This window comes from Aeromonas sp. PrichA-15 (assembly GCF_017939245.1).
GTDB classification, from domain to species: Bacteria; Pseudomonadota; Gammaproteobacteria; order Enterobacterales; family Aeromonadaceae; genus Aeromonas; species Aeromonas caviae.
Map to the genome: position 1 here is coordinate 1 of NZ_JAGKRH010000061.1, position 21167 is coordinate 21167.

Sequence of the window (21167 nt, forward strand, 5' to 3'; positions counted from 1 at the left end):
TAAGAAGTTGCTTGAGGTACTGGGTTGCATTGATAATAGTCATGGCTTCGGGCGTGTCGGTTTTTTTTTGCGATTAAATCAGATCACAAACGAAGCCTTTTTTCTATCTATTTCAATTGGTTGTAGCTAAAGATCCTGTACATGACTGGAACCAGCACTAAGATGGCGTTGCCTGATTGTATTCAGAAAAAATCATATCTAGAGCATCATGGTCTTGGTGCCGCACTGTTGGATGCGGTCAAAAAAATCCAGAAATAGCAATAAAAACAACAAGGTGATATACATCTGGCGAGCTGTGAGATAGCGATGAGACATCAGGCTTGGAGCTAGCTACACTGTCGAGCCAGGTTTATGAATGACACCATGGTTGGCTGAACAGCTAAGGGGGGCAAGGTGAATCTGAACGAACTCTACCTCGCTAAACAGTACATCAAGCACCACGGATTTGATGTGGCTCGCTCAGCGACCCATCCTAATTGCCCGAGTGTGGTTGAATTCTGTAATGGATTAACGGCGTTGGCAGATTAGATCGATTCCGGATCTGGTCGGTCGCCTGGTTCAATCCATGGATTGTATTAGTGCAGTGAGCAAGGATTGCTTTGATGAATATCGAATTGATCGATGGATTGGGATTGGATGCCAATGGCTGCCTGACCAACGCTAATGGTGACGCAGTTCATCTGCGCCAGGGTGATCTGGATGGCGCATGTGGCCCCTACTGCGTGGTGATGGCTCTGCTGGCACTGAATGTGCTGGACTCGTGCACGCTACCCACCATGAATCGACTCGACTATCGCACCCGGATCGGTCGATTGTTTCGTGAAATCGAACGCTTGCATGACCCCATGGTGAGCCAAGGCACCACCATCGAGCAGCTCGAGGCGATGTTTGCTATTTATCCCAATCTGGCTACCCGTACCTATGCCGACTCTCCGTCTGCAGTTTTGTCTCAATTAAGCCAAGCCCTGGCTGATCAGCACCCTGTTATCGTCGATGTGACTTCCCGCAAGAACGATGGCCTGCGGCATTGGACCCTAGCGATAGGGCTGTGTGATGAGTTCATCTATCTGCTCGATCCGGCATATGAACTACCGGTTGCCAGTTGCTGGAACGCAGTTTTGAGCCGTCGGCCTCAGTCGAACCGCTACGGCTATCGATATATTAACCCCTGGATCAATCATGACGTTGAGGTCAACGTCATGCTGGAAGTCTTTCCCAGGTAAAGCTTTATCCTCAGGAGTCAGAATGAAACCTGTTATTCCCATCCATATCGGTGTTTCTGGACACAGGGACATACCTACTGAGGATCTGCCTCAGCTCCAGTCAACGCTCTATGAGCGTTTCAGCAGGCTCAAAGCGCTGCATCCCAATAGCACCATCAAGTTGCTTAGTGGGTTAGCCGAAGGGGCGGACCGAGTCGCCGCCTATGCCGCATTGGAGGCCGGGCTGGAACTGGTTGCCGTACTGCCGTTGCCCGTTGCGAGCTATCTGGAGGATTTTGTTTCTGAGGAGTCCAAAGCAGAGTTTCAACAGTTGTTGGCTCAGGCAACCGTGCTTCAGGCCAATCAGCAACCACCTTCTGTCCGTGATGATGGCTATGTCGAACTGGCCCGGTTTCTGGTGCGCCATTGCCAGCTGATTGTTGCCCTGTGGGACGGTGTCAATGAGCAGCCGACACCGGATGGCTCTATGGCCATATTACCGGGCGGTACGGCCGATGTTGTACGCATGAGTGAGCAGGGGATTAAGGTCAACGATGATGTATTGTTAACCGCTCCGGAGAAGACACCGGTAGAACATCTCTGGACACGACGACTAAAGCACACACAACTTGAAAATCCAATTGTGACACTGAAGTCGGTAGCAAGCTGGGCGAGCACGCGCAGTCAACCGACAGATCCGTACCCTGTGATGCAGGAGATGGATGATTTCAATCGTCATGCTGCCACTGAGCTTACAGAGCAACAGCTCGCGCAGAGCAAAGAGTGGTTACTATCCGGCTCTGCCCCTGAACCGTTGAAGCAAAATTGCTCCCACCTTCTGGATGTATATGCTGCGGCCGATGCGTTGGCGATCAAACGACAAAAGCAACGTGAATCATCAATTCGCTGGATTACTCTGGTGGCCCTGATTTCTATTTTTTGTCAGCAGGTTTACTCCGGCCCCGATATGCGTTGGCTCTGGCTGGCGGGTCATATCGCATTGGCCATGGCTGCTTGGGGTGCATTCCGTTTCTTCTTTAAGGGAAAGATGCCACGCGAAGAGCAATTTATTGAGTGGCGTGTATTGGCTGAAGGGTTACGGGTGCAATTTTTCTGGGGGGCCGCAGGTCTAAAACATGTGGCATCTGATTATTACCGTACCAATCGATTGGGGGATGTGGATTGGATTTCTCAGTCGATTCGAAATTTGGTGATGGTAACCGAGCCATCGCCACAATCCGATGTGTTTTGGGTCAAGCAGGCATGGGTTGCAGATCAGGCTAAATATTTCGATAAGGCAAAAAATAGAGATCTGGCAAAAATTAACCAATGGAATAATGCGGTATTGGTGACGTTCGGTTGTGCCATTGTGATGACATTTGTCACCTTGCTGGCCGATTTGCTGGGGTTGGATGGTCTGTCGCTGAATATCATGGTGTTGATCTCCGGTATGTCTTTTGTCGTCTCGGCCTTGGCTAAAGCCTTTATGAGCCAGATGGGATTTGAGGAAAACGTATCACGCTATGAGCGCGCAGCCGCAATATTCAAGTATGCAGAACAACAAATTTCGCGAGCGATCGCACAAGGTAATGATTCCATGGCCCAAGAGCTATTAAAGACTTTAGGCTGGGAAGCTCTATATGAAAATGCGGCTTGGTTGCAGATGAATAGAACCAATCAGTTTGAAGTGAATATTGCATAAGGAATGTGCCATGGCTAAAAACAACAATATGCTGGATGTATTCATTAGCTATCGCCGAGAAGGTGGAGCCACTGTCGCTAGATTGCTCTATGAGGTACTAAAATCTAGAGAAATTAGTGCGTTTATGGATGCTGAAACATTATCTCGTGGTGATTATGAAAAAAGCATTCAGTCAAATATAAAAAACTCAAAAAACTTCTTATTGATCCTGGCGCCAGGTACATTAGATTCTGAATGGGTGCAAACGGAAGTAAAGTTTGCCTTGCAGTATAAAAAGAATATTATCCCGGTTTTCGTGAATGGCGTTGATCGCTTTCCTGACGTTATACCTAATGGGTTGGGAGCTATCAAGAGTCTTAATGCAATTGCGTTCAATCATGAAAATTTTGAAAACAATATGAACAAGCTGATGTCATGGTTAGAAACAAAGCATAATCTCTTATTGAAAGCGTATCTTGATTTTTCTTATGAAAAAGGTGAGGGCAAGTTAATCCAATCTCTGATGGATTCATTAAGTAATATTTTACCTCAGCCTGTATTAATAGATTTATTAAAGGAGCATTTAAAGCTGTCGTGGACGGATTCTGACTCCACTAACGCCACGCCAGGAAATCTTCTCAAGGATCTTGATACTTGGACTCTTAAAAATATGACCAAATATCTTGGTGTTGAGCACAAAGGCATTCGCGAAAATACAATCAACAATATTGACTTATGGCTTAGAGGTATGGATGTGCCTCTAATTAAAGAAGACAAAGATGAAGAGTTTGAGCGTTACTATAGAGTGCAGCATTACCTTGAACAGAAGTTTAAGTCAAGAGATAACCTGTTTATGCTAAAGGCACTATGTGAAACAAACATTCCATTTTTCAAACCGAAATCATGGAAGTCTAGCGCTGATATTCTTTTTTCACTTGTTGATGAACCGTTTGTTTGTAATTTGGGTGTGCTTTTTAAAACTCTTGAGCTGTCAGAGGGTGATATTAAGGAACTATGTGATTGTTTGATTGGTGACTCTGTTGGTAGAAGAACAGCTTTGATAGAAAAAATGGAAAAGTGGGTGAATTACCAAGATGAGTGATCAAATACTCGTTCAGGCTAAACAGGCTATGACGAACCTGGTGTCTTTGTGTTGCAGAGATACTATGGTTCGGCCTCTCGACAATGAGCCTCCCGTCTCTCCATCGTTATTGACCATGCTAGTGGCCTGGATGGTGCCTGCTCTGGATTATATGATGACCGGCCCAAACCGAATCAAGCTGGCGGATAAGAAGTTTATCAGCCAGGTCACGGGCCTGAATCTGACCATTGAGTTGATCGATCGCTTGTCCAAACCGGATGCCCATTCTTCTGGTTTCGAACCTGCGATTCCGCCAGCCTTTATTCTGCTGGCGGAGCGCATAGAGGCCGGAGCCGGTCAACAGATGTACCCGTATTTGGATATTTTGTTCAATACAGCCTGCGCATGGGATGGAGACCGTTCGTTGGCTGATATCCAACGAATCGAGTCATTACTGAGGCCTATTCGTGTTGCATTAGGAATGGGGTGTCCAGCTGAGATCATAGATGGAAGTCATTTATCAGGCATTGCCGATGAGTCACCAAATCTTGATTCACATGAAGATACAGAGCGCGAAGAGGACATACCGGCAAAGCTGGTATTAGCCGATGATATCTCAGATCCTCAGGGGAAACTCGATGAGTTAATCGGTTTGGCCGAAGTAAAGGCGGAAGTCCGTAATCTGACCAATCTGGCTCGCTATTTGATGCATAGAAAAGCTGCTGGCTTACCGACGCCTCCGTTCTCATTACATCTGTCATTTGTCGGTAACCCTGGAACCGGCAAAACGACGGTAGCTCGACTGATTGGAGCTATTTATAAAGAGATCGGTTTATTGCGTACAGGGCATGTGGTTGAAGTCGATCGGGCAGGTCTTGTTGCCCGTTTTCTTGGTCAGACGGCCTCACAGGTTCATGCTGTATTTGAGAAGGCACTGGGCGGGGTATTATTCATTGATGAAGCCTATGCCTTGGTTCGCTCAGATGATGGTGATGATAACTATGGACAAGAGGCGGTTGATACTCTATTAAAGCTAATGGAAGATCATAGAGACGACATCGTGGTGATCGTCGCTGGATATCCTGAGGAAATGCATACATTTATCGAGAGTAATCCTGGCTTGCGCTCTCGTTTTTCTCGCGAGTTGCTGTTCGCGGATTATTCGGCTCGCGACCTGACCCAAGTTTTTTATAAAATGTGCCAAGACAATAAATTGATTGTTGATAAAGCCGTGCTGTTGAAAGTCTTTGCCTGTATGAAACAGATCATCAGTGCTGCAGAGACTAATTTTGGTAATGCTAGAGTGGTTCGTCAGCTATTTGAGCGAAGCATGCAGCAACAAGCAAATCGCTTATCGAAGGTAGATAAACCATCGCTAAAGCAGCTTTCTGTTTTGATGGCTGAGGATGTCGTTTATGAGTGATGAGTTGTTCCAACGCTCGATTAAAATAACAACCAGTCTGATCGAACAGATCGGGGAGCAAACATTACAGTCCGCATGCGCTAAGTTATCGGCCCAATGCGGTGGAGATACTTCAAAAGTTACTCAGCCAGCGAGGCCAGAACGTGATTTAGATACATCCATGCAATCAGATGATATGGATGATGCTCATGCGGGTGTGCAAGCTATCTACGATGTGAATTATGCATTGGATATGGCGTGGAGTATTGCACTTGAATTGTCATTTTTTGCCGCGGTTGTTTTTTATGTCGTTGGGATACAGATAAAAGAGCATTTCCCTACATTGGGTCTTGAATTGCTGGCTATTCCTTCGCTTTTTGTTTTAGTTGTATTCATCATTTCTTTCATCCGGGTTTGGCGAGTGCACCAGCCAGCCGTTATATTCGAATTTGGAAAGTCAGGTCGCGTTAGCTTCTGTGCGCAAGATATGGAGAACTCAGTATTTGATTACTTGTTTTTCAGAAAATTTCGCAATTCATGGCAACGAAAAGCAGTTTCTATCTCAGATATCTATCGCGTCGATAATGAGATGTTTCAGGTTGGGGCTAAACGCAAGATTAAATATTTTTCGATTAATGTTAGTGGTAAATTTGGCTCGCAGAAGATTGTGTTCAGCAATAAGCAGAAGCGCGATGAATGCCGTGCTCTGTTCTCGGTGGCGATTAAAAAGTATGCCAAAGATGCGCGAATGGATAGCAACCTGAGCGTCGGTTCATCAGGGGACAGTGGGTATTGACCCTGAATTAATCAGAAGCCTTCTTTGGTGTGTTCATTCGCTACAAATTTATGCGTTTTCTCAGGTACAATCGGACTGTTTTCTGTGTGCATTACGCGTTTCCCAGCTCGTTTTTTAGGATGTACGGATGGATATCACCCAGCTCAATACCGGGCTTACCAAAAAGTTTGAACAGAGCCGAATCGTCTTTTGGCATGATCCGGAGCAGAGCTTCACGGCTCAACTGGCTGACTTGAGTGTTGCTCGTGATGACAAACCGGTATGCATCATCAATATGGAGCACGAGTCGCAACTCGAGATCCGCCGCCGCATCGAGTTGTTGGAGCCGGACACTGCATTCTTACTCTACTGGCCCAGTGAAGAGCCGTTGGCGGCGCGGGATTGGCTGCTGGATATGCGGCGGTACAGTGGTGTCTTCTATGCCGATGCCGCATCCATACTCCTGAACGAGCTGGGGCTCACCAATATGGCGTTGCGTGAGCATCTGGCTAAACGCAAAAGCTTTTTTGCAAGCCGGGAGCGAACCTCGGCACTGAAGAAAAAGCTCGATAGCCGCAGCGGTGTCGAGGATCCTCTTTCGCTGGATTTCAAAATGATCTGCGTGGCGCTGGCTTGCAACGCAGATTATCAGTCACTGATGATGGAGCTCGGTGCCCGGCTGTTATCCGAGGATGAAAGCGAGCATGCGCTCAATACCCTGGATAAGTACGAGCTGCAGCCGAGCTTCTGGATCTTGATGTCACAGCATTTCGGCTATCAGGTGGAAAGCCCCAATCTTCCGTCGTTCCGGGATCTGTATCGCCGGATCCTGGTCAGTGAGTGCTACGAGATGCTGGAGGGAAATAAACCCCAGTGGATGCAGGGTGTGTTATTGGGCACCTCGACAGGGCGAGCCAATGCGATGACCTTGTTGGGGCAGTGGCGGGACTCTTCGCGGCACAATGCCAACTATGCAACGTTAGCGGATGAGATAGCACGGCAGCTTGAGCTGGCACCCCGTCTTGAGCCATTTGCCGCGGTGGCGCTGCAGAACGTCTTTACCTTCGAACAGGTTGAGCAGAGCTTGATCCGTGGCTTAGCCAACGATGTGCTGGAGGGCGATGTGAAGATGAATCCGGCTGAGTGGGCGGCGCTTGTATCACGCCGTCGCCAGGGTTACTGGTGTCAGAAGGTCAGCAAGTACGATGCGCTCTACATGGCGTTGACGCAGGCCTATGAGTTGTTTGAGATGCGCAGGGCTTTCCCGGATGGATTTCACTATCACTCTGCAAAAGCCATGTATCAGGCCTATGAAACCGAGTTGTTCCAGTTTGACCGTTGTTATCGCCTGTTCAATGAGGCCCTGGAGCAGTTGCAGGGAATGGCGGTGGATCTGCTGGCCGCGCTGTCAACTCGTATTGAAGAGCTCTATGTGCACTGGTATCTCTATCAACTCGGGCTTGCCTGGGATGGATTGCTGGGTAAGGAGCAGAGACTGGCAGACTGGCAACTCGGCGTTCCTAAACAGTCGCGCTTCTACGACTCGGTGATCCGTGCCCGTTTTATGCAGGCTGGCGTCAAACGCCAGTTTGTGATCATCAGCGATGCTCTGCGTTATGAGATAGCGCATGAGTTGCAGACAGAGATCAATCAGGCCAAACGCTTCTCGGCCCAGCTGACGAGTCAATTATCGGTGTTGCCCAGTTATACCCAACTGGGGATGGCGGCTCTGTTGCCCCACGATCAGATTGATTTCTCGGCCAATGGCAGCACTGTACTGGTTGATGGCATGAGTAGTGCCGGTCTTGATAACCGAAGTGCGATCCTGGCAAAGGTGGGGGGGCTGGCAATTTCGGCCAAGCAGCTATTGTCTTGGACGCGACCTGAGGCTAACCAGGCGGTGGGCGAGGCTCGCGTCATTTATATCTATCACGACGTGATCGATGCCATCGGTGATAAGGCGGCGACCGAATTACAGACCTTTAAGGCGGCACGGCAAGCCATCAGCGAACTGAACAGTTTAGTGGCCAAGGTGATCAATGGCTTTGGTGCCACTCGCGTGGTGATTACTGCAGACCATGGTTTCCTCTCGCAAATCAGCTCTCCAGAAGATGGAGTGAAGTCATCTTTGCTGGTTGAGCCACCGGGAACCTTAGAGGCCAAAAAGCGGTATCTGCTGGGCCGTAACTTGCCCGACAATGAGAATGTCTGGCATGGCCAGGTTCGGGATATGGTGAAGGGGGACTCTGGGATGGAGTTCTGGTTACCCAGAGGTGTGAGTCGCTTCCATTTTGTTGGTGGTGCCCGTTTCGTTCATGGTGGCGCCATGCTTCAGGAGATCTGCGTTCCCGTGCTGGAAGTTCAGGAGCTACGAGGCAAGAAGCAACAGCAGAATGAGAAAGTTAAAGTCGGTGTTGTGCCTGCCCAATCGGCGATCAAGCTGGTCAATGCCATCGACAAGATCCGTTTCTTGCAGACCGACGCAGTCGGTGAACGCCATAAGGCGCGGGCATTGCGGATCTTTGTGGCAGATAAAGATGGGGTGACAGTTTCAGCGGTAGAAAAATTACTGCTGGACTCTGCCGCTGCGAGTCTGGATCAACGGCAGCAGGATGTTGTTATCAAGCTGACTGGCCAGCAATTTAAGCGTACCGAGCAATACCAGCTGGTGCTCCTTGATGATGAAGAGGGTCTTGAGCTGGCTCGGTATCCGATCACCATTGATTTAATGTTCCAGGACGATTTTGGTTTTTGATCAGCATTGCTGAATGATAAGAGGTGCGGCTAGATGTCGATTGAAGGTATGGAACCACAAGAGGGCGAGTACTTGGCCAAAGAGCCAGGTGATTCTGCGGCTATGTCTGTGACTCATATCACCAACAATGTTGTCGTGCAGAATATGAGCGTGCAATGGCAGCCAGAGCCTGTGGCGACAGCGATGCCTGATCCAGTTGAGCAGTCAGGCGTTCTGGCTCTCGAGGATGAACTGAGCCAGTTGGCTGGGCAGGATTTGGATTCGCTCCTTAATCGTCACTTCAAAGGCAAAGTGGTTCGTAAAGACCTGACCAAACAGCTTAAAGAGGGGGCGAATGTCCCCGTCTATGTTCTGGAATATTTGCTGGGGATGTATTGCGCCTCGGATGATGATGATGTCGTCCGCCAGGGGCTGGAAAACGTCAAAAAAATACTGGCCGAGAACTATGTTCGTCCTGACGAGGCAGAAAAGGTCAAATCACTGATCCGGGAGCGGGGTAGCTTCAAGGTCATTGATAAGGTTGGCGTTAAGCTCAACCAGAAAAAGGATATCTACGAGGCCCAGCTTTCCAATCTGGGGATCAAAGATGCCGTCATCCCGTCCAATATCGTCAAGCAAAACGAGAAACTGCTGACCGGCGGGATCTGGTGCATCGTCACGCTCAATTACTTCTATGAAGAGGGGCAGAAAATATCACCTTTCTCAGTGGCCAATCTTAAGCCTATCCAGATGCCCTCGATGGATATGGATGAGCTATTTGCCGCGCGTGGCCACTTCAATACGGATCAGTGGCTGGATGTGCTGGTGCGCTCCATCGGGATGGAGCCCACTAATTTGAAGCAACGGGTTAAATGGCATCTGCTGACCCGGATGATTCCGTTCGTTGAGAACAACTACAACGTCTGTGAGCTGGGCCCTCGGGGAACGGGTAAGAGCCATGTCTACAAGGAGTGCTCTCCGAACTCGTTGCTGGTCTCGGGTGGGCAAACCACAGTGGCGAACCTGTTTTACAACATGAGCTCGCGTCAGGTTGGTCTGGTCGGCATGTGGGATGTGGTGGCCTTTGATGAGGTCGCAGGCATCACCTTCAAGGATAAGGACGGGGTCCAAATCATGAAGGATTACATGGCGTCAGGATCCTTCTCGCGTGGTCGTGACTCCATCGAAGCGAAAGCCTCTATGGTCTTTGTCGGCAACATCAATCAGAGCGTTGAGACACTGGTGAAAACCAGCCATCTGCTGGCGCCGTTTCCAGAGGCCATGATTGATACCGCGTTCTTTGACCGCTTTCATGCCTATATCCCGGGTTGGGATATTCCCAAGATGCGGCCGGAGTTTTTTACCAACAGCTATGGATTAATCACAGACTATCTCGCCGAGTACATGCGCGAGATGCGTAAGCGCAGTTTCTCTGATGCCATTGATCGCTTCTTTAAGTTAGGTAATAACCTGAATCAGCGTGATGTCATAGCGGTTCGGCGAACCGTTTCCGGGCTTTTGAAATTGCTGCATCCGCACGGTGTCTTTGATAAAGAGGACGTGCGGCGCTGCCTGACCTATGCCCTCGAATTACGACGCCGGATTAAGGAGCAACTGAAGAAGCTTGGCGGCATGGAGTTTTTCGATGTGCACTTTAGTTATATCGATAACGAGAGTCTGGAAGAGTTCTTTGTCAATGTACCGGAGCAGGGTGGTTCACAGCTGATACCTGAGGGTTTAGGTAAACCGGGCGTGGTCCATATGGTGACTAAGGGGGCCGTTGGGCAACAGGGCTTATACCGTTTTGAAACCCAGATGACGGCCGGCAATGGCAAACACTCGACGTCCGGACTGGGCTCGAATACTCCTGCAAAAGAGGCCATTCGTGTTGGCTTTGATTACTTTAAGGGTAATCTCAACCGGATCAGTGCCACCGCCAAATTTTCGGAGCATGAATATCACCTGCATGTGGTTGAACTGCATAACTCAGGACCTAGCACCAAAACCAGTCTGGCGGCCCTGGTGGCGTTTTGTTCCATCCTGATCGGGCGACCGGTTCAAGAACAGATGGTTGTTCTGGGGGACATGACGCTAGGCGGGGTGGTGAATCCTGTGGAAGACCTGGCGGGTAGCCTGCAATTAGCCATGGACTGTGGTGGCAAACGTGTTCTGTTGCCGATGGCTTCAGCGTCTGATATTCCGACCGTTCCGGCAGAGATTTTCTCGAAGTTCCAGATCAGCTTCTATGCCGATCCGGTTGATGCCGTGTATAAGGCGTTGGGAGTGAACTAAATAGAATATGTGTTTGCCGATGTGGCTCTCACGCCATGTATGTAAGCGCCGCTAAATCGACCTACTTGCCTTCGTTGTATTGCGCCACTTTTTTTGCAATGGGCTCCAGCGGGACGTTCCAGGGTAGCAGGGCTTCGAGTTTTTCCAGGCTATCGGCCTCGCCGATCTGCGCCAGCACATAGTTGATATACGCTGAGGGCTCAAGGTCATTGGCTTTGGCTGTCTCCAGCAACGAGTAGCAGGTCGCGCTGGCCTTGGCGCCTTGCGCGCTGTCGGCGAACAACCAGGCCTTGCGCCCCACGGCGAACGGGCGGATTGCGTTCTCCGCCAGAATATTGCTGATGTGCAGATCTCCCCGCACGCAGTAACCCACCAGATGGGGCCATTGCCCCAGCGTGTATTCCATCGCCTGTCGAGTCAGCGAGCCTTTCCTCAAACCGGTGTCTTGTTACGCGACTTTAGCGCTCTGTTCTTTGGGTATCAATTTCAGCCCTTTTTTGAACATTCTGTAGGGGGGGTTGTGGGCAACTGTCAGGTGAATACCCTCTCCATACATATAGTCTCTGATGCCGAGTAAAAACTGTGTGCCTTCAGCGATAGGCGTCGATTGCAGGCACCGTCTTATCAGCGTCTGAGACAGAATTTGGGCACGGGCCAGTGGTATTAGGGCACGCCTGATTGTTTGGGCCTCAAATGACCCATTAATGCTGGTAAGGAAAACTAATCCTTAAAATGCAAAAAGCCCGCTCGATAGAGCAGGCTTTTTAGGATTTGGTGCGTCCTAGTGGACTCGAACCACCGACCCCCACCATGTCAAGGTGGTGCTCTAACCAGCTGAGCTAAGGACGCAAGGGCTTGTTAAATCGAAAGTTCTCAAGATGAGAATGGTGCGCCCTAGTGGACTCGAACCACCGACCCCCACCATGTCAAGGTGATGCTCTAACCAGCTGAGCTAAGGGCGCACACCATAAGTAAAACTTATGACTTAGATGGTGCGTCCTAGTGGACTCGAACCACCGACCCCCACCATGTCAAGGTGATGCTCTAACCAGCTGAGCTAAGGACGCAGGGTGCGCAAAGCGACTTTGTGTGTCATTGCAGGGGAGTGGTGGGTTTAATTGGATTCGAACCAACGACCCCTACCATGTCAAGGTAGTGCTCTAACCAACTGAGCTATAAACCCACATCTGTGTTCAACCGGATTCGAACCAACGACATTGCCTACGCCATGTCAAAGTACTGTTCTAACCGACTGAGCTATAAACCCACATCAAATTCATATCTGCAATTTATTCAAACTATTATGGTGCGTCCTAGTGGATTCGAACCACCGACCCCCACCATGTCAAGGTGATGCTCTAACCAGCTGAGCTAAGGACGCATAACAGGGTTTCGTGATGGTGCGTCCTAGTGGATTCGAACCACCGACCCCCACCATGTCAAGGTGGTGCTCTAACCAGCTGAGCTAAGGACGCATCACGAAAAGTGGTGGGTTTAATTGGATTCGAACCAACGACCCCTACCATGTCAAGGTAGTGCTCTAACCAACTGAGCTATAAACCCACTTCATAAACCGGGTTGAAAACCCGTTTTATCCCGCCAGCACTGCTGGCGTGGTCGGCATACTACCCATGGCCCCCAAGGCTGTCAACAAGGGACATGCACAAAGGAGACTGTTTGCCCAGTTCTTGTGCAGCCTGTTGATTTTACAGGCGAGCCGCCCCAAAAGTGCGGCTCCCCGTGCCCCTGGCCGCGCCCTATTGCGCCCGGGAGAGGGCTGTGCAGGCCGCGGGGCTGGCGAAGCGGCCGTAGATGACGCGCAGCCGCGCGCCCAGCATCAGGGCGGCGGAGGTGAGACCGACGATGAAGCCTATCCAGAAGCCCTGCGGGCCCATGCGCGGTACCACCCAGTCGGTCAGCCCCAGGATCATGCCGGTGGGCAGACCCAGCCCCCAATAGGCGACGATGGTGACGTAGAAGATGGCCTGGGTATCCTTGTAACCGCGCAGGGCCGCCGCGGCCACCACCTGTACCGAATCGGAGATCTGGTAGATGGCGGCGAAGAAGAGCAGGGTGGCGGCGAGGCCGATCACCTGCAGGTCGTCGGTGTAGATTCCCGCGATGGGGTCGCGCAGCAGCACGGTGAGGGCGGCGGTCGCGGCGGCGACGCCCATGCCCAGCATCAGGCCGGTGCGGGCGGCGACCCTGGCCTGATCCGGTTGACCTTCCCCTATGTTGTGACCGACCCGGATGGTCACGCCGACACCGATGGAGAGGGGCAGCATGAAGACCAGGCTGGAGAAGTTGAGCGCAATCTGGTGACTCGCCACCGTCTCCGCACCGAAGGGGGCCAGCATCAGGGCCACCACGGTAAACAGGGTCACCTCGCAGAAGATGGCCATGGCGATGGGAAACCCTAGGCGAAACAGGCGCCAGATCCGGCTGCCGTTGGGGCGTGCCAGCTGGGCGAACAGGTTGATGCGCTTGAAGTGGGCAGAGCACTTCACATAGACGATCATCGCCAGCAGCATGGCCCAGAGCACGATGGCAGTGGCTACGCCGCAGCCGACGCCGCCGAGTTTCGGCATGCCGAAGTGGCCGTGAATGAAGATGTAGTTGGCGGGGATGTTGACCGCGAGCCCCACGAACCCGATCACCATGGTCGGCATGGTGTGGGAGAGCCCCTCACTGAAGTTGCGCAGCACCTGGAACATCACGAAGGCGGGCAGGCCCCACAGGATGGCGTGCAGGTAGCCGGCAGTCTTGGCCGCCATGACGGGATCCACGTCCATGAACTGCAGTGCCAGGGGGCTGAAGTAGAGTGCCACCATGGCGATGGGCGTGACGATGAGGGCGAGCCAGAAGCCCTGGTGCACGGCGGGGCGCACCTCGTCCTGCTTGCGAGCGCCGTTGAGCTGGGAAACGATGGGGGTGAGGGCCATGATGATGCCCTGCACCAGCAAGATGATCGGCAACCAGAAGCTGGACGCCACCGACACGGCGGCAAGATCCACGGCGCTCACCTGTCCCGCCATCACGGTATCGACGAAGTTCATGGCGATCTGGGCCACCTGGGCGACCAGAATGGGGCTGGCTAGACGAACGAGCTGCTTCGCCTCGGACCAATAACGTTGCACTGACACCTCCGAGTGGATCAGATAAAAGAGAAAGAGCGGGCAAGAGAGATGGGCTTTTGCCTCCTCGTCCTGAGGAGACAAGATGCGGGGGTGTCATTCTAGCCTGAAAAACCGCCAACGGGGAAGGTCGGCGGCAGATTTGTAGCCGGGATCAGGCGTCTTCGTGATCGCTGATCAGCAGATTGGCCGCGGCATAGGCCGCCTGCTCGCGCAGATCCGCCGGTACCCGCTCGTCGGAGGCCACGGCGTTGAGCGCCCGTATGCTGGCGGCAATGGCCTGGGGCACATAACCCTGCTCACCGGAGCCAATCTGGTTGTAGGCGATGCGAATGGCTTCACAGCATTGATATACCTGCATTTTTGTTTCCTCGTTCAGTCTGGATTGATTGGGGTCACTATAGCGATCGCGCTTCTCCTTGTCAGCCGGCACCCTTGTCTTGCAAGGTGGCCGGGGGTAACCTGCCGACAATTTTCACAGCCTGGAGAGACTCATGTTCACCGGCATCGTACAAGGGACCGCCGAACTGGTGGCCATCGATTCACTGCCCAATTTTCGCACCCACGTGATCCGCATGCCGAGCCCGGCCTGGGGCGAGGGGCTGGCCCTGGGGGCCTCGGTGGCCCACAACGGCTGCTGCCTGACCGTCACCCGGGTGGAGGGGGATCTGGTCAGCTTCGATCTGATGCAGGAGACTCTGCGCCTCACCAACCTTGGGCAACTGGTGGTGGGTGACAAGGTCAACGTGGAGCGGGCCGCCCGCTTTGGGGACGAGATTGGCGGCCATGCCATGTCCGGCCATATCATGGGGACGGCCGAGGTGACCTCGGTCATCGACACCCCCAACAACCGCCAGGTATGGTATCGCCTCGATCCTGCGCTTATGAAGTACGTGCTGACCAAGGGCTACATCGGCATCGACGGCATCAGCCTCACCGTGGGCGAGGTGCGCGCCAGCGAGTTCTGCGTCAACCTGATCCCCGAGACCCTGGCCCGGACCAACCTGGGCTGGGTCAAGGCCGGCTGGCGGACCAACATCGAGATAGACCCCCAGACCCAGGCCATCGTCGACACGGTGGAGCGGGTGCTGGCGGCGCGCCAGTAACCACCTGAGCGCTGCCCCCAGGGTTCGAAGAGGAGGGCGGCATCACGGGAAAGGCGCCCTCTTGTGGAAGAGGCGCCGCCCCAGAGCCTTGGAGACTTCTCTATGTTTGTCGTGACATTGACCTATGTGAAACCGCTGGCGGAGATCGATGCCCTGATCCCGGCCCACATTGCGTGGCTGGAGCGGCAGTATGCCGCAGGCCATTTTCTGGCATCCGGGCGTCGGGTACCCCGAGTCGGGGGCGTCATACTGGCGCAGGGCGTGAGCCGAGACGCCCTGGAGGCGATGCTGGCAGAGGATCCCTTCAAGCAGGCAGAGGCGGCCGATTATCAGGTGGTGGAGTTTGTTCCGACCATGACGTCGGCGAAGGCGGCGTGCTTGAGGGAGGCGTGATCCAGCCTGGCGTTGGCACCAGAACAAACGGGACCCACAGGGTCCCGTTTGTTTTTGTCTGTGTCTGGACAGGGGGATTCAGAACAGCTGCTCGTCGTCGGCATCCACGAAGAGTTGCAGGCAGTCGCGGGCTTCATCCCGGTGCAGCCGCAGATGGATGGGGTTGCAGCAGGCCATGCAATCTTCGTAGAACTCCTGATCCCCCTGGCTGGCATCCAGCTCGACCCGGGTGTGGTGGCCGCAGTGGGGGCAGACGATACGCTTGCTGGTGTATTCGATCATGGTGACCTCCTCGGGCCCGTGGGCCGTCTCTGTGCTCCTGCTGATTCTAGTCGCCACAAGGCGGCGCAACCGCGAGCAAGCGCACGTTTATGAGCGGGCTCAAGGGAGGCAGGAGGTCAGTCCGCCAGGGTGTTGCCTACTTGACCCAGTCGGCCAGCATCTCTGCGTTCAGCTCGGCAAGAGAGCGCAGCTCGTGGTTGGCGATGGCCAGACGGGGATCGCCGACCAGCGCCGGGTCCGGCACGATCAGCGCCGTCATGGAGGCTGCCTTGGCCGCCAGCAGGCCGGTGAAGCTGTCCTCGATGGCGAGACAGTGCACAGGCTCGACGCCGAGCTTCTCGGCGGCGTGGATATAGACATCCGGGTGGGGTTTGCCAAAGCGCTCCACCTCGGCGGAGTGGACCGCCATGAAACGGTCCTGGATGCCGAGTTTGCCGAGCACCGCCTCGACCATGGCAAACGGGGAGGAGGTGGCGAGCCCGATCTTGAGCCTTTGGGCCTCGATGAGGTCGAGCGCTTCCAGCACCCCGGCCTTGGGCTGCCCCTCTTGCAGGATGAGCGCGATCACCTGATCCAGGATGCGCTGTACCACCTCTTCCTGGCTGGGGCTGTTCCAGGGGCGGATCCGGTACCAGTGGGCCACCAGCTGATCGATGCGCACCCCTATGGTGGAGTTGCAGTCCTCCTCGGTGTGGAAGTGGCCCAGTTCGGCGAAGACGGCCATCTGTGCCCGTTGCCAGAAGGGTTCCGAGTCGATCAGAACACCATCCATATCGAAGATCACGGCAGTTAACATCTTGTACTCCTGACATAGGTGAAGGGGGGATTATAAGCCCGGTGCTTCAATGGGAAAGGGGCAGTCACCTGCCCCTTGCGCCGGATCACGCAGATAAACGTTTGTTTTTGCGTGGTAAAGCGGAGTGCCTAGAACAGTACCTCGACTCGGGCTGCCACCGTCTTGGCCTGCTCCACGGCTTCCTGGCAATCCTGCCCACGGGCGAGCGCCACCCCGAGGCGACGACGACCGGCGATCTCCGGCTTGCCAAAGAGACGCAACTGGGCACCGGGCACCAGGGCCAGTGCCTCGCCGATCCCCTGATAGCGGATATCCTGGCTGTGGCCTTCCCGCAGCACCACGGCAGAGGCGCTCGGGCCGTACTGGGTGATGGTGCCGACGGGCAGCCCCAGGATGGCGCGCACGTGCAGGGCGAACTCGGAGAGATCCTGGGAGATCAGGGTCACCATGCCGGTGTCGTGGGGGCGGGGGGAGACTTCGCTGAACCACACCTCGTCACCCCTGATGAAGAGCTCGACCCCGAACAGACCGTAGCCGCCAAGGGCTTCAACCACCTTGGCCGCCACCTCCTTGGAGCGGGCCAGGGCCAGCTCGCTCATGGCCTGGGGCTGCCAGGATTCGCGGTAGTCGCCATCCTCCTGACGATGGCCGATAGGCTCGCAGAAGTGGATGCCATCGACGGCGCGCACCGTGAGCAGGGTGATCTCGTACTCGAAAGGAACGAAGCCTTCGACAATCACCTTGCCACGACCGGCACGGCCCCCCTCCTGGGCATAGGTCCAGCTTTCATCCAGCCTGGCGAGATCGCGCAGCAGGCTCTGCCCCTTGCCGGAGGAGCTCATCACCGGTTTGACCACGCAGGGGAGGCCGATGGTCTCGACGGCGGCCACAAACTCCTCCTTGCTCTGGGCAAAGCGGTAGGCAGAGGTGGGCAGCCCCAGGGTTTCGGCGGCGAGGCGACGGATCCCCTCCCGGTTCATGGTGAGCTGGGTGGCGCGGGCATTGGGCACCACCTTGACCCCTTCCTGCTCGAGGGCGGCCAGGGTGTCGGTGGCGATGGCTTCAATCTCGGGGATGATGAGGTCGGGCTTGACCTCGGCCACCAGGTCGCGCAGGGCGGCGCCATCCAGCATGTCCAGCACGCGGGCCTGGTGGGCCACCTGCATGGCGGGGGCGTTGGCATAGCGGTCGGCGGCGATCACCTCGATACCGAGCCGCTGCAGCTCGATGGCGACCTCCTTGCCGAGTTCGCCTGATCCCAGCAGCAGGGCACGGGTCGCAGTGGGGCGGGTGGCGGTTCCAAACATCTGATCTCTCCTGAGGTCGGTGGTCAGCAGGGCTGATCCGGGTGAGCAAAAAAAGAGGCACGCATGGCGTACCTCAGGAAGTGGGTGGGTGGGCGCGCTGCTCCAGATGGGTGAGCAGGGTGATGGCGCCGATGATGATGGCCGCCCCCAGCCACAAGCGACCGGGGGGCGCCCAGCCAAATACCAGCCAGCCGGCCAGCACGTTCATGGGCAGCTTGGCAAAATCGAAAGGTTGCACGAAGGAGGCCTCCGCCACGCTGTAGGCGCGGGCGATGGACATCTGGGCCAGTGCCGACAGTACGCCCGAGGCGGCCACCAGCAGCCACTGGGTTTCGCTCGGCCACTGCCATTCAGGGATCGCCAGCATGGCGTTGAACGGGGTGCTGAAGACGAGCAGGTAGACGACGATGGTGTGGGACGACTCGCTTGCTGCCTGATAGCGCACCAGCAAGGAGTAGCCTGCCCAGAAGAGGGCGGCCGCCACCGGCAGCAGGGAGGCCAGGGTGAAGTCGTCGGTCCAGGGGGCCAGGATCAGCATGGCGCCGACAAAGCCGGCCAGGGTGGCCAGGATGCGGGCCCGGCTCACCTGCTCTTTGAGAAAGAGGGCTGATCCCAGGGTGGCAAACAGGGGGGAGGTCATCAAGAGCGCGATCCCCTGCCAGATGGGGACGGGGACCGCCAGGGCCCAGAGCCAGAACTGGATGCCGGTCACCGCCAGGGCGACCCGCAGCAGGTGCAGGCGCAGCTGGTTCGTCATCAGGGACTGGCGCAGACCGTGGCGCACCAGCCAGGGCAGCAGGCAGACCAGGGCTATCAGATATTGGTGAAAGGCGACCTGGGTCGAGGGGAGGCCGAGCGTGAAGCTGACATACTGGCTCAGGCTGTTGACGGCGGCGAAGCAAAGGCCTGCCACCATCATCCAGACGGCGCCGGCAAAGGGGGAATGCCTGCGGGAGGAGGTCATGAGATCCGGATCACGTACAAAAAGTGCGGCGGATCATAACGGCAATCGTTTGTCATGCCAAGGGTGCGGAGTTTGATGAGCCCCTCTCTGCCGAGGAAATGCACAGACATCAAATTTTTTGAATGACTTGAGCATCTATTTTCGCTATCAGGCTTTAATGCCAGTCTTTATAGTGACCTCCATCGACAGCCTGGCTGTTCAATTGACAATCAAATGGAGTTTCACCATGGCCAATATCCTCGTTCTGAAGTCCAGCATCCTGGGCCAGTATTCCCAATCCAACGCCCTGATCGACGGCTACCTGGCCGAGCGCCAGGATGACACCATCCAGGTACGCGATCTGGCGACCCTGAACCTGCCGGTGCTGGACGGCGAGCTGGCCATGGGCCTGCGTGGTGGCGAGAACCTGAACGAGCGTCAGCAAGCGGTGCTGGCCCAGTCCGACGAGCTGGTCGCCGAGCTCAAGGCGAGCGATCTGGTGATCATCGCGGCCCCCATGTACAACTTCAACATCCCGACCCAGCTGAAAAACTGGATCGATCTGGTGGCCCGTGCCGGCGTAACCTTCCGTTACACCGAGACCGGCCCGGTCGGCCTGGTGGAGAACACCCGCGCCCTGGTGGTCAGCCCCCGTGGCGGCATGCACGTGGGCAATGCCACCGACCTGGTGACCCCCTACATGCGTACCGTGCTGGGCTTCATCGGCATCAACGAAGTGGACTTCATCTATGCCGAAGGCATGGGCATGGGGCCGGAGGCGCAAGCCAAGGGGATCGAGCAGGCCAAGGAGCAGCTGGAAACCCTGGCTTACTGATGCCACTCGGGGTCTTGGCCCCCAGTATCCTGAAACAACAACGCAGCCCTCGGGCTGCGTTGTTGTTTTTGCGCAGGCATCACGCTCTAGCGTCGTTATTCGCGCAGGAAGTGGCGACAGCCGCTGCCGACCATCAGAAAGACCGCCACCAGGGAGGCCAGCAGCAGGGTGGTGAGCCACTGCTCGGCGCTGCTGGGGACCTGGGGAAAGAAGAGGCTGATCACCAGCAATGTGCAGAGGGTGATCAGGCTGGTTGGTCGAATGAGGCGCATCATGGGTCATCCTTGGCTGCGGGTGGTGAACGAGATGCTAACCGCGGTCTGTGACAACAAGATGTATCCATACCTCTTGCGAACATCAACGGACCGGGTAGCCACCACCTTAGCAGTTTTTGCCGACGGAGCCAGCGGCATGGGTCGGGTTGTGATCCGGATCCCTATCTGAACTGCTTCTGATCTTCCTGATAGTGAAAATCGCCACTGGCCAGCCTGGCAACCAGGGCCTCTTGATCGAGATCCTGCGCCCGGCAGAGATCATCGAGATCCTCGTAGTGATCACGCAACTGCATGTTGACCAGGCTCAGCAGCATGTTGACATCCATGGTGGCAAAGTTGTTCAGCTTCATGAGGGTTGCTCGTTGTCCAGCAGGTGAAGTTGTTCGATGGCATCGCTGACGCTCTGCAGGTGCAGGCGAATGCTCTGACGCGCCTCGGCCGGCAGATAGTCGGTGAGGGTGTGCTGCCAGCTTCCCGCCTCCGTCTTGAGCTGCTGGAACAGGGTGAGCCCCGCCGGGGTGAAGGAGACCAGGCTGATGCGCTTGTCCTGCACGCTGTTCTCGGTGAACAGGATGCCTTTCTCCACCAGACGATGGATCTCGCGGGAGATCCGTACCTTGTCCATGCCGCTCGCCTCCACCAGTTCCTTCTGGCTGATGGGGTAGTGGGGGCCGAGCACCATCATCAGGCGCCACTGGGGCACGGTGAGTTGGTACCGCTGCTGATAAAACTGTTCAAAGGTATCGCGCACCATCTCAGCGGCGTGAACCAGCTGATAAGGAGGGTAGTGCGCGAGCAGCTCAATGATCTTCGACATATGACATCCTGCTGTGGCGGCTGCATCGGGTGCAGTTTCTCTTGATACTTTGGCCTTGATGATACGTAACACAGGGGCATTTGTCTGACCAGTCACCAGAAAAATGTGCGTT

At 54.8% G+C, this 21167-nt stretch carries 19 protein-coding genes, 7 tRNA genes and 1 pseudogene; 10 read left to right on the forward strand and 17 right to left on the reverse strand.

The features are described from left to right. Positions 1-602: 602 nt before the first annotated feature. From J9889_RS10355 to brxL, 7 genes are all read left to right on the forward strand, one after another. Positions 603-1223 carry a hypothetical protein gene (locus tag J9889_RS10355; protein ID WP_210556625.1) on the forward strand — a complete coding sequence of 207 codons (621 nt, stop codon included), beginning with the start codon at positions 603-605 and terminating at the stop codon, positions 1221-1223. Positions 1224-1245: 22 nt separating this feature from the next. Next, on the forward strand, positions 1246-2904 hold the full coding sequence (locus J9889_RS10360; RefSeq protein ID WP_210556627.1) for a hypothetical protein: 1659 nt from the start codon (positions 1246-1248) through the stop codon (positions 2902-2904). A 10-nt stretch (positions 2905-2914) separates the two neighbouring features. After that, the gene (locus J9889_RS10365) at positions 2915-3985 is read left to right on the forward strand and encodes a toll/interleukin-1 receptor domain-containing protein (RefSeq protein ID WP_210556629.1); all 1071 of its coding nucleotides are present in this window, start codon (positions 2915-2917) and stop codon (positions 3983-3985) included. A 115-nt stretch (positions 3986-4100) separates the two neighbouring features. Continuing rightward, complete coding sequence (locus tag J9889_RS10370) at positions 4101-5387, forward strand: AAA family ATPase (RefSeq protein ID WP_210556631.1); 1287 nt, start codon at positions 4101-4103, stop codon at positions 5385-5387. Beyond that, positions 5380-6162, forward strand: coding sequence for a hypothetical protein (locus tag J9889_RS10375; protein WP_210556632.1), 783 nt, complete (start codon positions 5380-5382; stop codon positions 6160-6162). The genes J9889_RS10370 and J9889_RS10375 overlap by 8 nt, the downstream gene beginning before the upstream one ends. Positions 6163-6289: 127 nt before the next feature. Further along, entirely contained in the window at positions 6290-8896 is a 2607-nt protein-coding gene (gene pglZ, locus J9889_RS10380) for a BREX-1 system phosphatase PglZ type A (protein ID WP_210556633.1), read from the forward strand. Between the two features lie 33 nt (positions 8897-8929). Then, positions 8930-11167 carry a protease Lon-related BREX system protein BrxL gene (gene brxL / locus J9889_RS10385; protein ID WP_223915730.1) on the forward strand — a complete coding sequence of 746 codons (2238 nt, stop codon included), beginning with the start codon at positions 8930-8932 and terminating at the stop codon, positions 11165-11167. A 61-nt stretch (positions 11168-11228) separates the two neighbouring features. Here brxL and J9889_RS10390 read toward each other — a convergent pair. The 10 genes and pseudogenes from J9889_RS10390 to J9889_RS10435 form a co-directional block, all read right to left on the reverse strand. Beyond that, positions 11229-11597, reverse strand: a pseudogene (locus J9889_RS10390) (transposase); the annotation flags it as partial. Positions 11598-11939: 342 nt separating this feature from the next. Then, a tRNA-Val gene (locus J9889_RS10395) sits at positions 11940-12016 on the reverse strand. A gap of 36 nt (positions 12017-12052) precedes the next feature. After that, positions 12053-12129 (reverse strand) — tRNA-Val (locus tag J9889_RS10400). A 28-nt stretch (positions 12130-12157) separates the two neighbouring features. Further along, a tRNA-Val gene (locus J9889_RS10405) sits at positions 12158-12234 on the reverse strand. 39 nt (positions 12235-12273) lie between these two features. Beyond that, positions 12274-12350 (reverse strand) — tRNA-Val (locus J9889_RS10410). Between the two features lie 121 nt (positions 12351-12471). Continuing rightward, positions 12472-12548 (reverse strand) — tRNA-Val (locus J9889_RS10415). 17 nt (positions 12549-12565) lie between these two features. Continuing rightward, positions 12566-12642: transfer RNA gene (locus tag J9889_RS10420), tRNA-Val, on the reverse strand. A gap of 11 nt (positions 12643-12653) precedes the next feature. After that, positions 12654-12730, reverse strand: a tRNA-Val gene (locus J9889_RS10425). 194 nt (positions 12731-12924) lie between these two features. Beyond that, positions 12925-14304, reverse strand: a complete 1380-nt coding sequence (locus tag J9889_RS10430; RefSeq protein WP_029314480.1) for an MATE family efflux transporter — start codon at positions 14302-14304, stop codon at positions 12925-12927. A gap of 151 nt (positions 14305-14455) precedes the next feature. Beyond that, complete coding sequence (locus J9889_RS10435; RefSeq protein ID WP_010674629.1) at positions 14456-14662, reverse strand: YaeP family protein; 207 nt, start codon at positions 14660-14662, stop codon at positions 14456-14458. Positions 14663-14795: 133 nt separating this feature from the next. Between J9889_RS10435 and J9889_RS10440 the strand changes: the two genes are divergently transcribed. Then, complete coding sequence (locus tag J9889_RS10440) at positions 14796-15407, forward strand: riboflavin synthase (RefSeq protein ID WP_039039091.1); 612 nt, start codon at positions 14796-14798, stop codon at positions 15405-15407. Between the two features lie 102 nt (positions 15408-15509). Then, a complete protein-coding gene (locus tag J9889_RS10445) occupies positions 15510-15800 on the forward strand; it encodes a YciI family protein (RefSeq protein ID WP_029314482.1) in 291 nt (96 codons plus the stop codon). Between the two features lie 78 nt (positions 15801-15878). Here J9889_RS10445 and J9889_RS10450 read toward each other — a convergent pair whose 3' ends face one another. The 4 genes from J9889_RS10450 to J9889_RS10465 all read right to left on the reverse strand — a co-directional run bounded on the left by J9889_RS10450 (position 15879) and on the right by J9889_RS10465 (position 19149). Continuing rightward, positions 15879-16082 (reverse strand): CPXCG motif-containing cysteine-rich protein, encoded by a 204-nt coding sequence (locus J9889_RS10450; RefSeq protein WP_005336871.1) that lies wholly within the window; start codon positions 16080-16082, stop codon positions 15879-15881. Positions 16083-16218: 136 nt separating this feature from the next. Then, complete coding sequence (gene hxpB / locus J9889_RS10455) at positions 16219-16878, reverse strand: hexitol phosphatase HxpB (RefSeq protein WP_210556634.1); 660 nt, start codon at positions 16876-16878, stop codon at positions 16219-16221. A gap of 128 nt (positions 16879-17006) precedes the next feature. Next, positions 17007-18185, reverse strand: coding sequence for a formate-dependent phosphoribosylglycinamide formyltransferase (gene purT, locus J9889_RS10460; protein WP_053288219.1), 1179 nt, complete (start codon positions 18183-18185; stop codon positions 17007-17009). A 73-nt stretch (positions 18186-18258) separates the two neighbouring features. Further along, positions 18259-19149 (reverse strand): DMT family transporter, encoded by an 891-nt coding sequence (locus J9889_RS10465; RefSeq protein WP_041211382.1) that lies wholly within the window; start codon positions 19147-19149, stop codon positions 18259-18261. Between the two features lie 226 nt (positions 19150-19375). On the opposite strand from J9889_RS10465, the gene J9889_RS10470 reads away from it, so the two are divergent. After that, positions 19376-19963 (forward strand): FMN-dependent NADH-azoreductase, encoded by a 588-nt coding sequence (locus tag J9889_RS10470; RefSeq protein ID WP_201956768.1) that lies wholly within the window; start codon positions 19376-19378, stop codon positions 19961-19963. A 95-nt stretch (positions 19964-20058) separates the two neighbouring features. Here J9889_RS10470 and J9889_RS10475 read toward each other — a convergent pair whose 3' ends face one another. The 3 genes from J9889_RS10475 to J9889_RS10485 form a co-directional block, all read right to left on the reverse strand. Continuing rightward, on the reverse strand, positions 20059-20238 hold the full coding sequence (locus J9889_RS10475) for a hypothetical protein (protein WP_182953690.1): 180 nt from the start codon (positions 20236-20238) through the stop codon (positions 20059-20061). 161 nt (positions 20239-20399) lie between these two features. Next, a complete protein-coding gene (locus J9889_RS10480; protein WP_010674638.1) occupies positions 20400-20588 on the reverse strand; it encodes a DUF4250 domain-containing protein in 189 nt (62 codons plus the stop codon). Continuing rightward, on the reverse strand, positions 20585-21055 hold the full coding sequence (locus tag J9889_RS10485) for a MarR family winged helix-turn-helix transcriptional regulator (RefSeq protein ID WP_010674639.1): 471 nt from the start codon (positions 21053-21055) through the stop codon (positions 20585-20587). The genes J9889_RS10480 and J9889_RS10485 overlap by 4 nt, the downstream gene beginning before the upstream one ends. Positions 21056-21167: the final 112 nt, after the last annotated feature.

Bases quoted from the DNA above. Each gene is read 5' to 3' on its own strand.
- J9889_RS10470 (WP_201956768.1), top strand. From the start codon at position 19,376: ATGGCCAATATCCTCGTTCTGAAGTCCAGCATCCTGGGCCAGTATTCC.
- pglZ (WP_210556633.1), top strand. From the start codon at position 6,290: ATGGATATCACCCAGCTCAATACCGGGCTTACCAAAAAGTTTGAACAG.
- brxL (WP_223915730.1), top strand. From the start codon at position 8,930: ATGTCGATTGAAGGTATGGAACCACAAGAGGGCGAGTACTTGGCCAAA.
- J9889_RS10360 (WP_210556627.1), top strand. From the start codon at position 1,246: ATGAAACCTGTTATTCCCATCCATATCGGTGTTTCTGGACACAGGGAC.
- J9889_RS10355 (WP_210556625.1), top strand. From the start codon at position 603: ATGAATATCGAATTGATCGATGGATTGGGATTGGATGCCAATGGCTGC.
- J9889_RS10450 (WP_005336871.1), bottom strand. From the start codon at position 16,082: ATGATCGAATACACCAGCAAGCGTATCGTCTGCCCCCACTGCGGCCAC.
- hxpB (WP_210556634.1), bottom strand. From the start codon at position 16,878: ATGTTAACTGCCGTGATCTTCGATATGGATGGTGTTCTGATCGACTCG.
- J9889_RS10440 (WP_039039091.1), top strand. From the start codon at position 14,796: ATGTTCACCGGCATCGTACAAGGGACCGCCGAACTGGTGGCCATCGAT.
- J9889_RS10370 (WP_210556631.1), top strand. From the start codon at position 4,101: ATGCTAGTGGCCTGGATGGTGCCTGCTCTGGATTATATGATGACCGGC.
- J9889_RS10485 (WP_010674639.1), bottom strand. From the start codon at position 21,055: ATGTCGAAGATCATTGAGCTGCTCGCGCACTACCCTCCTTATCAGCTG.
- J9889_RS10480 (WP_010674638.1), bottom strand. From the start codon at position 20,588: ATGAAGCTGAACAACTTTGCCACCATGGATGTCAACATGCTGCTGAGC.
- J9889_RS10475 (WP_182953690.1), bottom strand. From the start codon at position 20,238: ATGATGCGCCTCATTCGACCAACCAGCCTGATCACCCTCTGCACATTG.
- purT (WP_053288219.1), bottom strand. From the start codon at position 18,185: ATGTTTGGAACCGCCACCCGCCCCACTGCGACCCGTGCCCTGCTGCTG.
- J9889_RS10365 (WP_210556629.1), top strand. From the start codon at position 2,915: ATGGCTAAAAACAACAATATGCTGGATGTATTCATTAGCTATCGCCGA.
- J9889_RS10375 (WP_210556632.1), top strand. From the start codon at position 5,380: ATGAGTGATGAGTTGTTCCAACGCTCGATTAAAATAACAACCAGTCTG.
- J9889_RS10445 (WP_029314482.1), top strand. From the start codon at position 15,510: ATGTTTGTCGTGACATTGACCTATGTGAAACCGCTGGCGGAGATCGAT.
- J9889_RS10435 (WP_010674629.1), bottom strand. From the start codon at position 14,662: ATGCAGGTATATCAATGCTGTGAAGCCATTCGCATCGCCTACAACCAG.
- J9889_RS10465 (WP_041211382.1), bottom strand. From the start codon at position 19,149: ATGACCTCCTCCCGCAGGCATTCCCCCTTTGCCGGCGCCGTCTGGATG.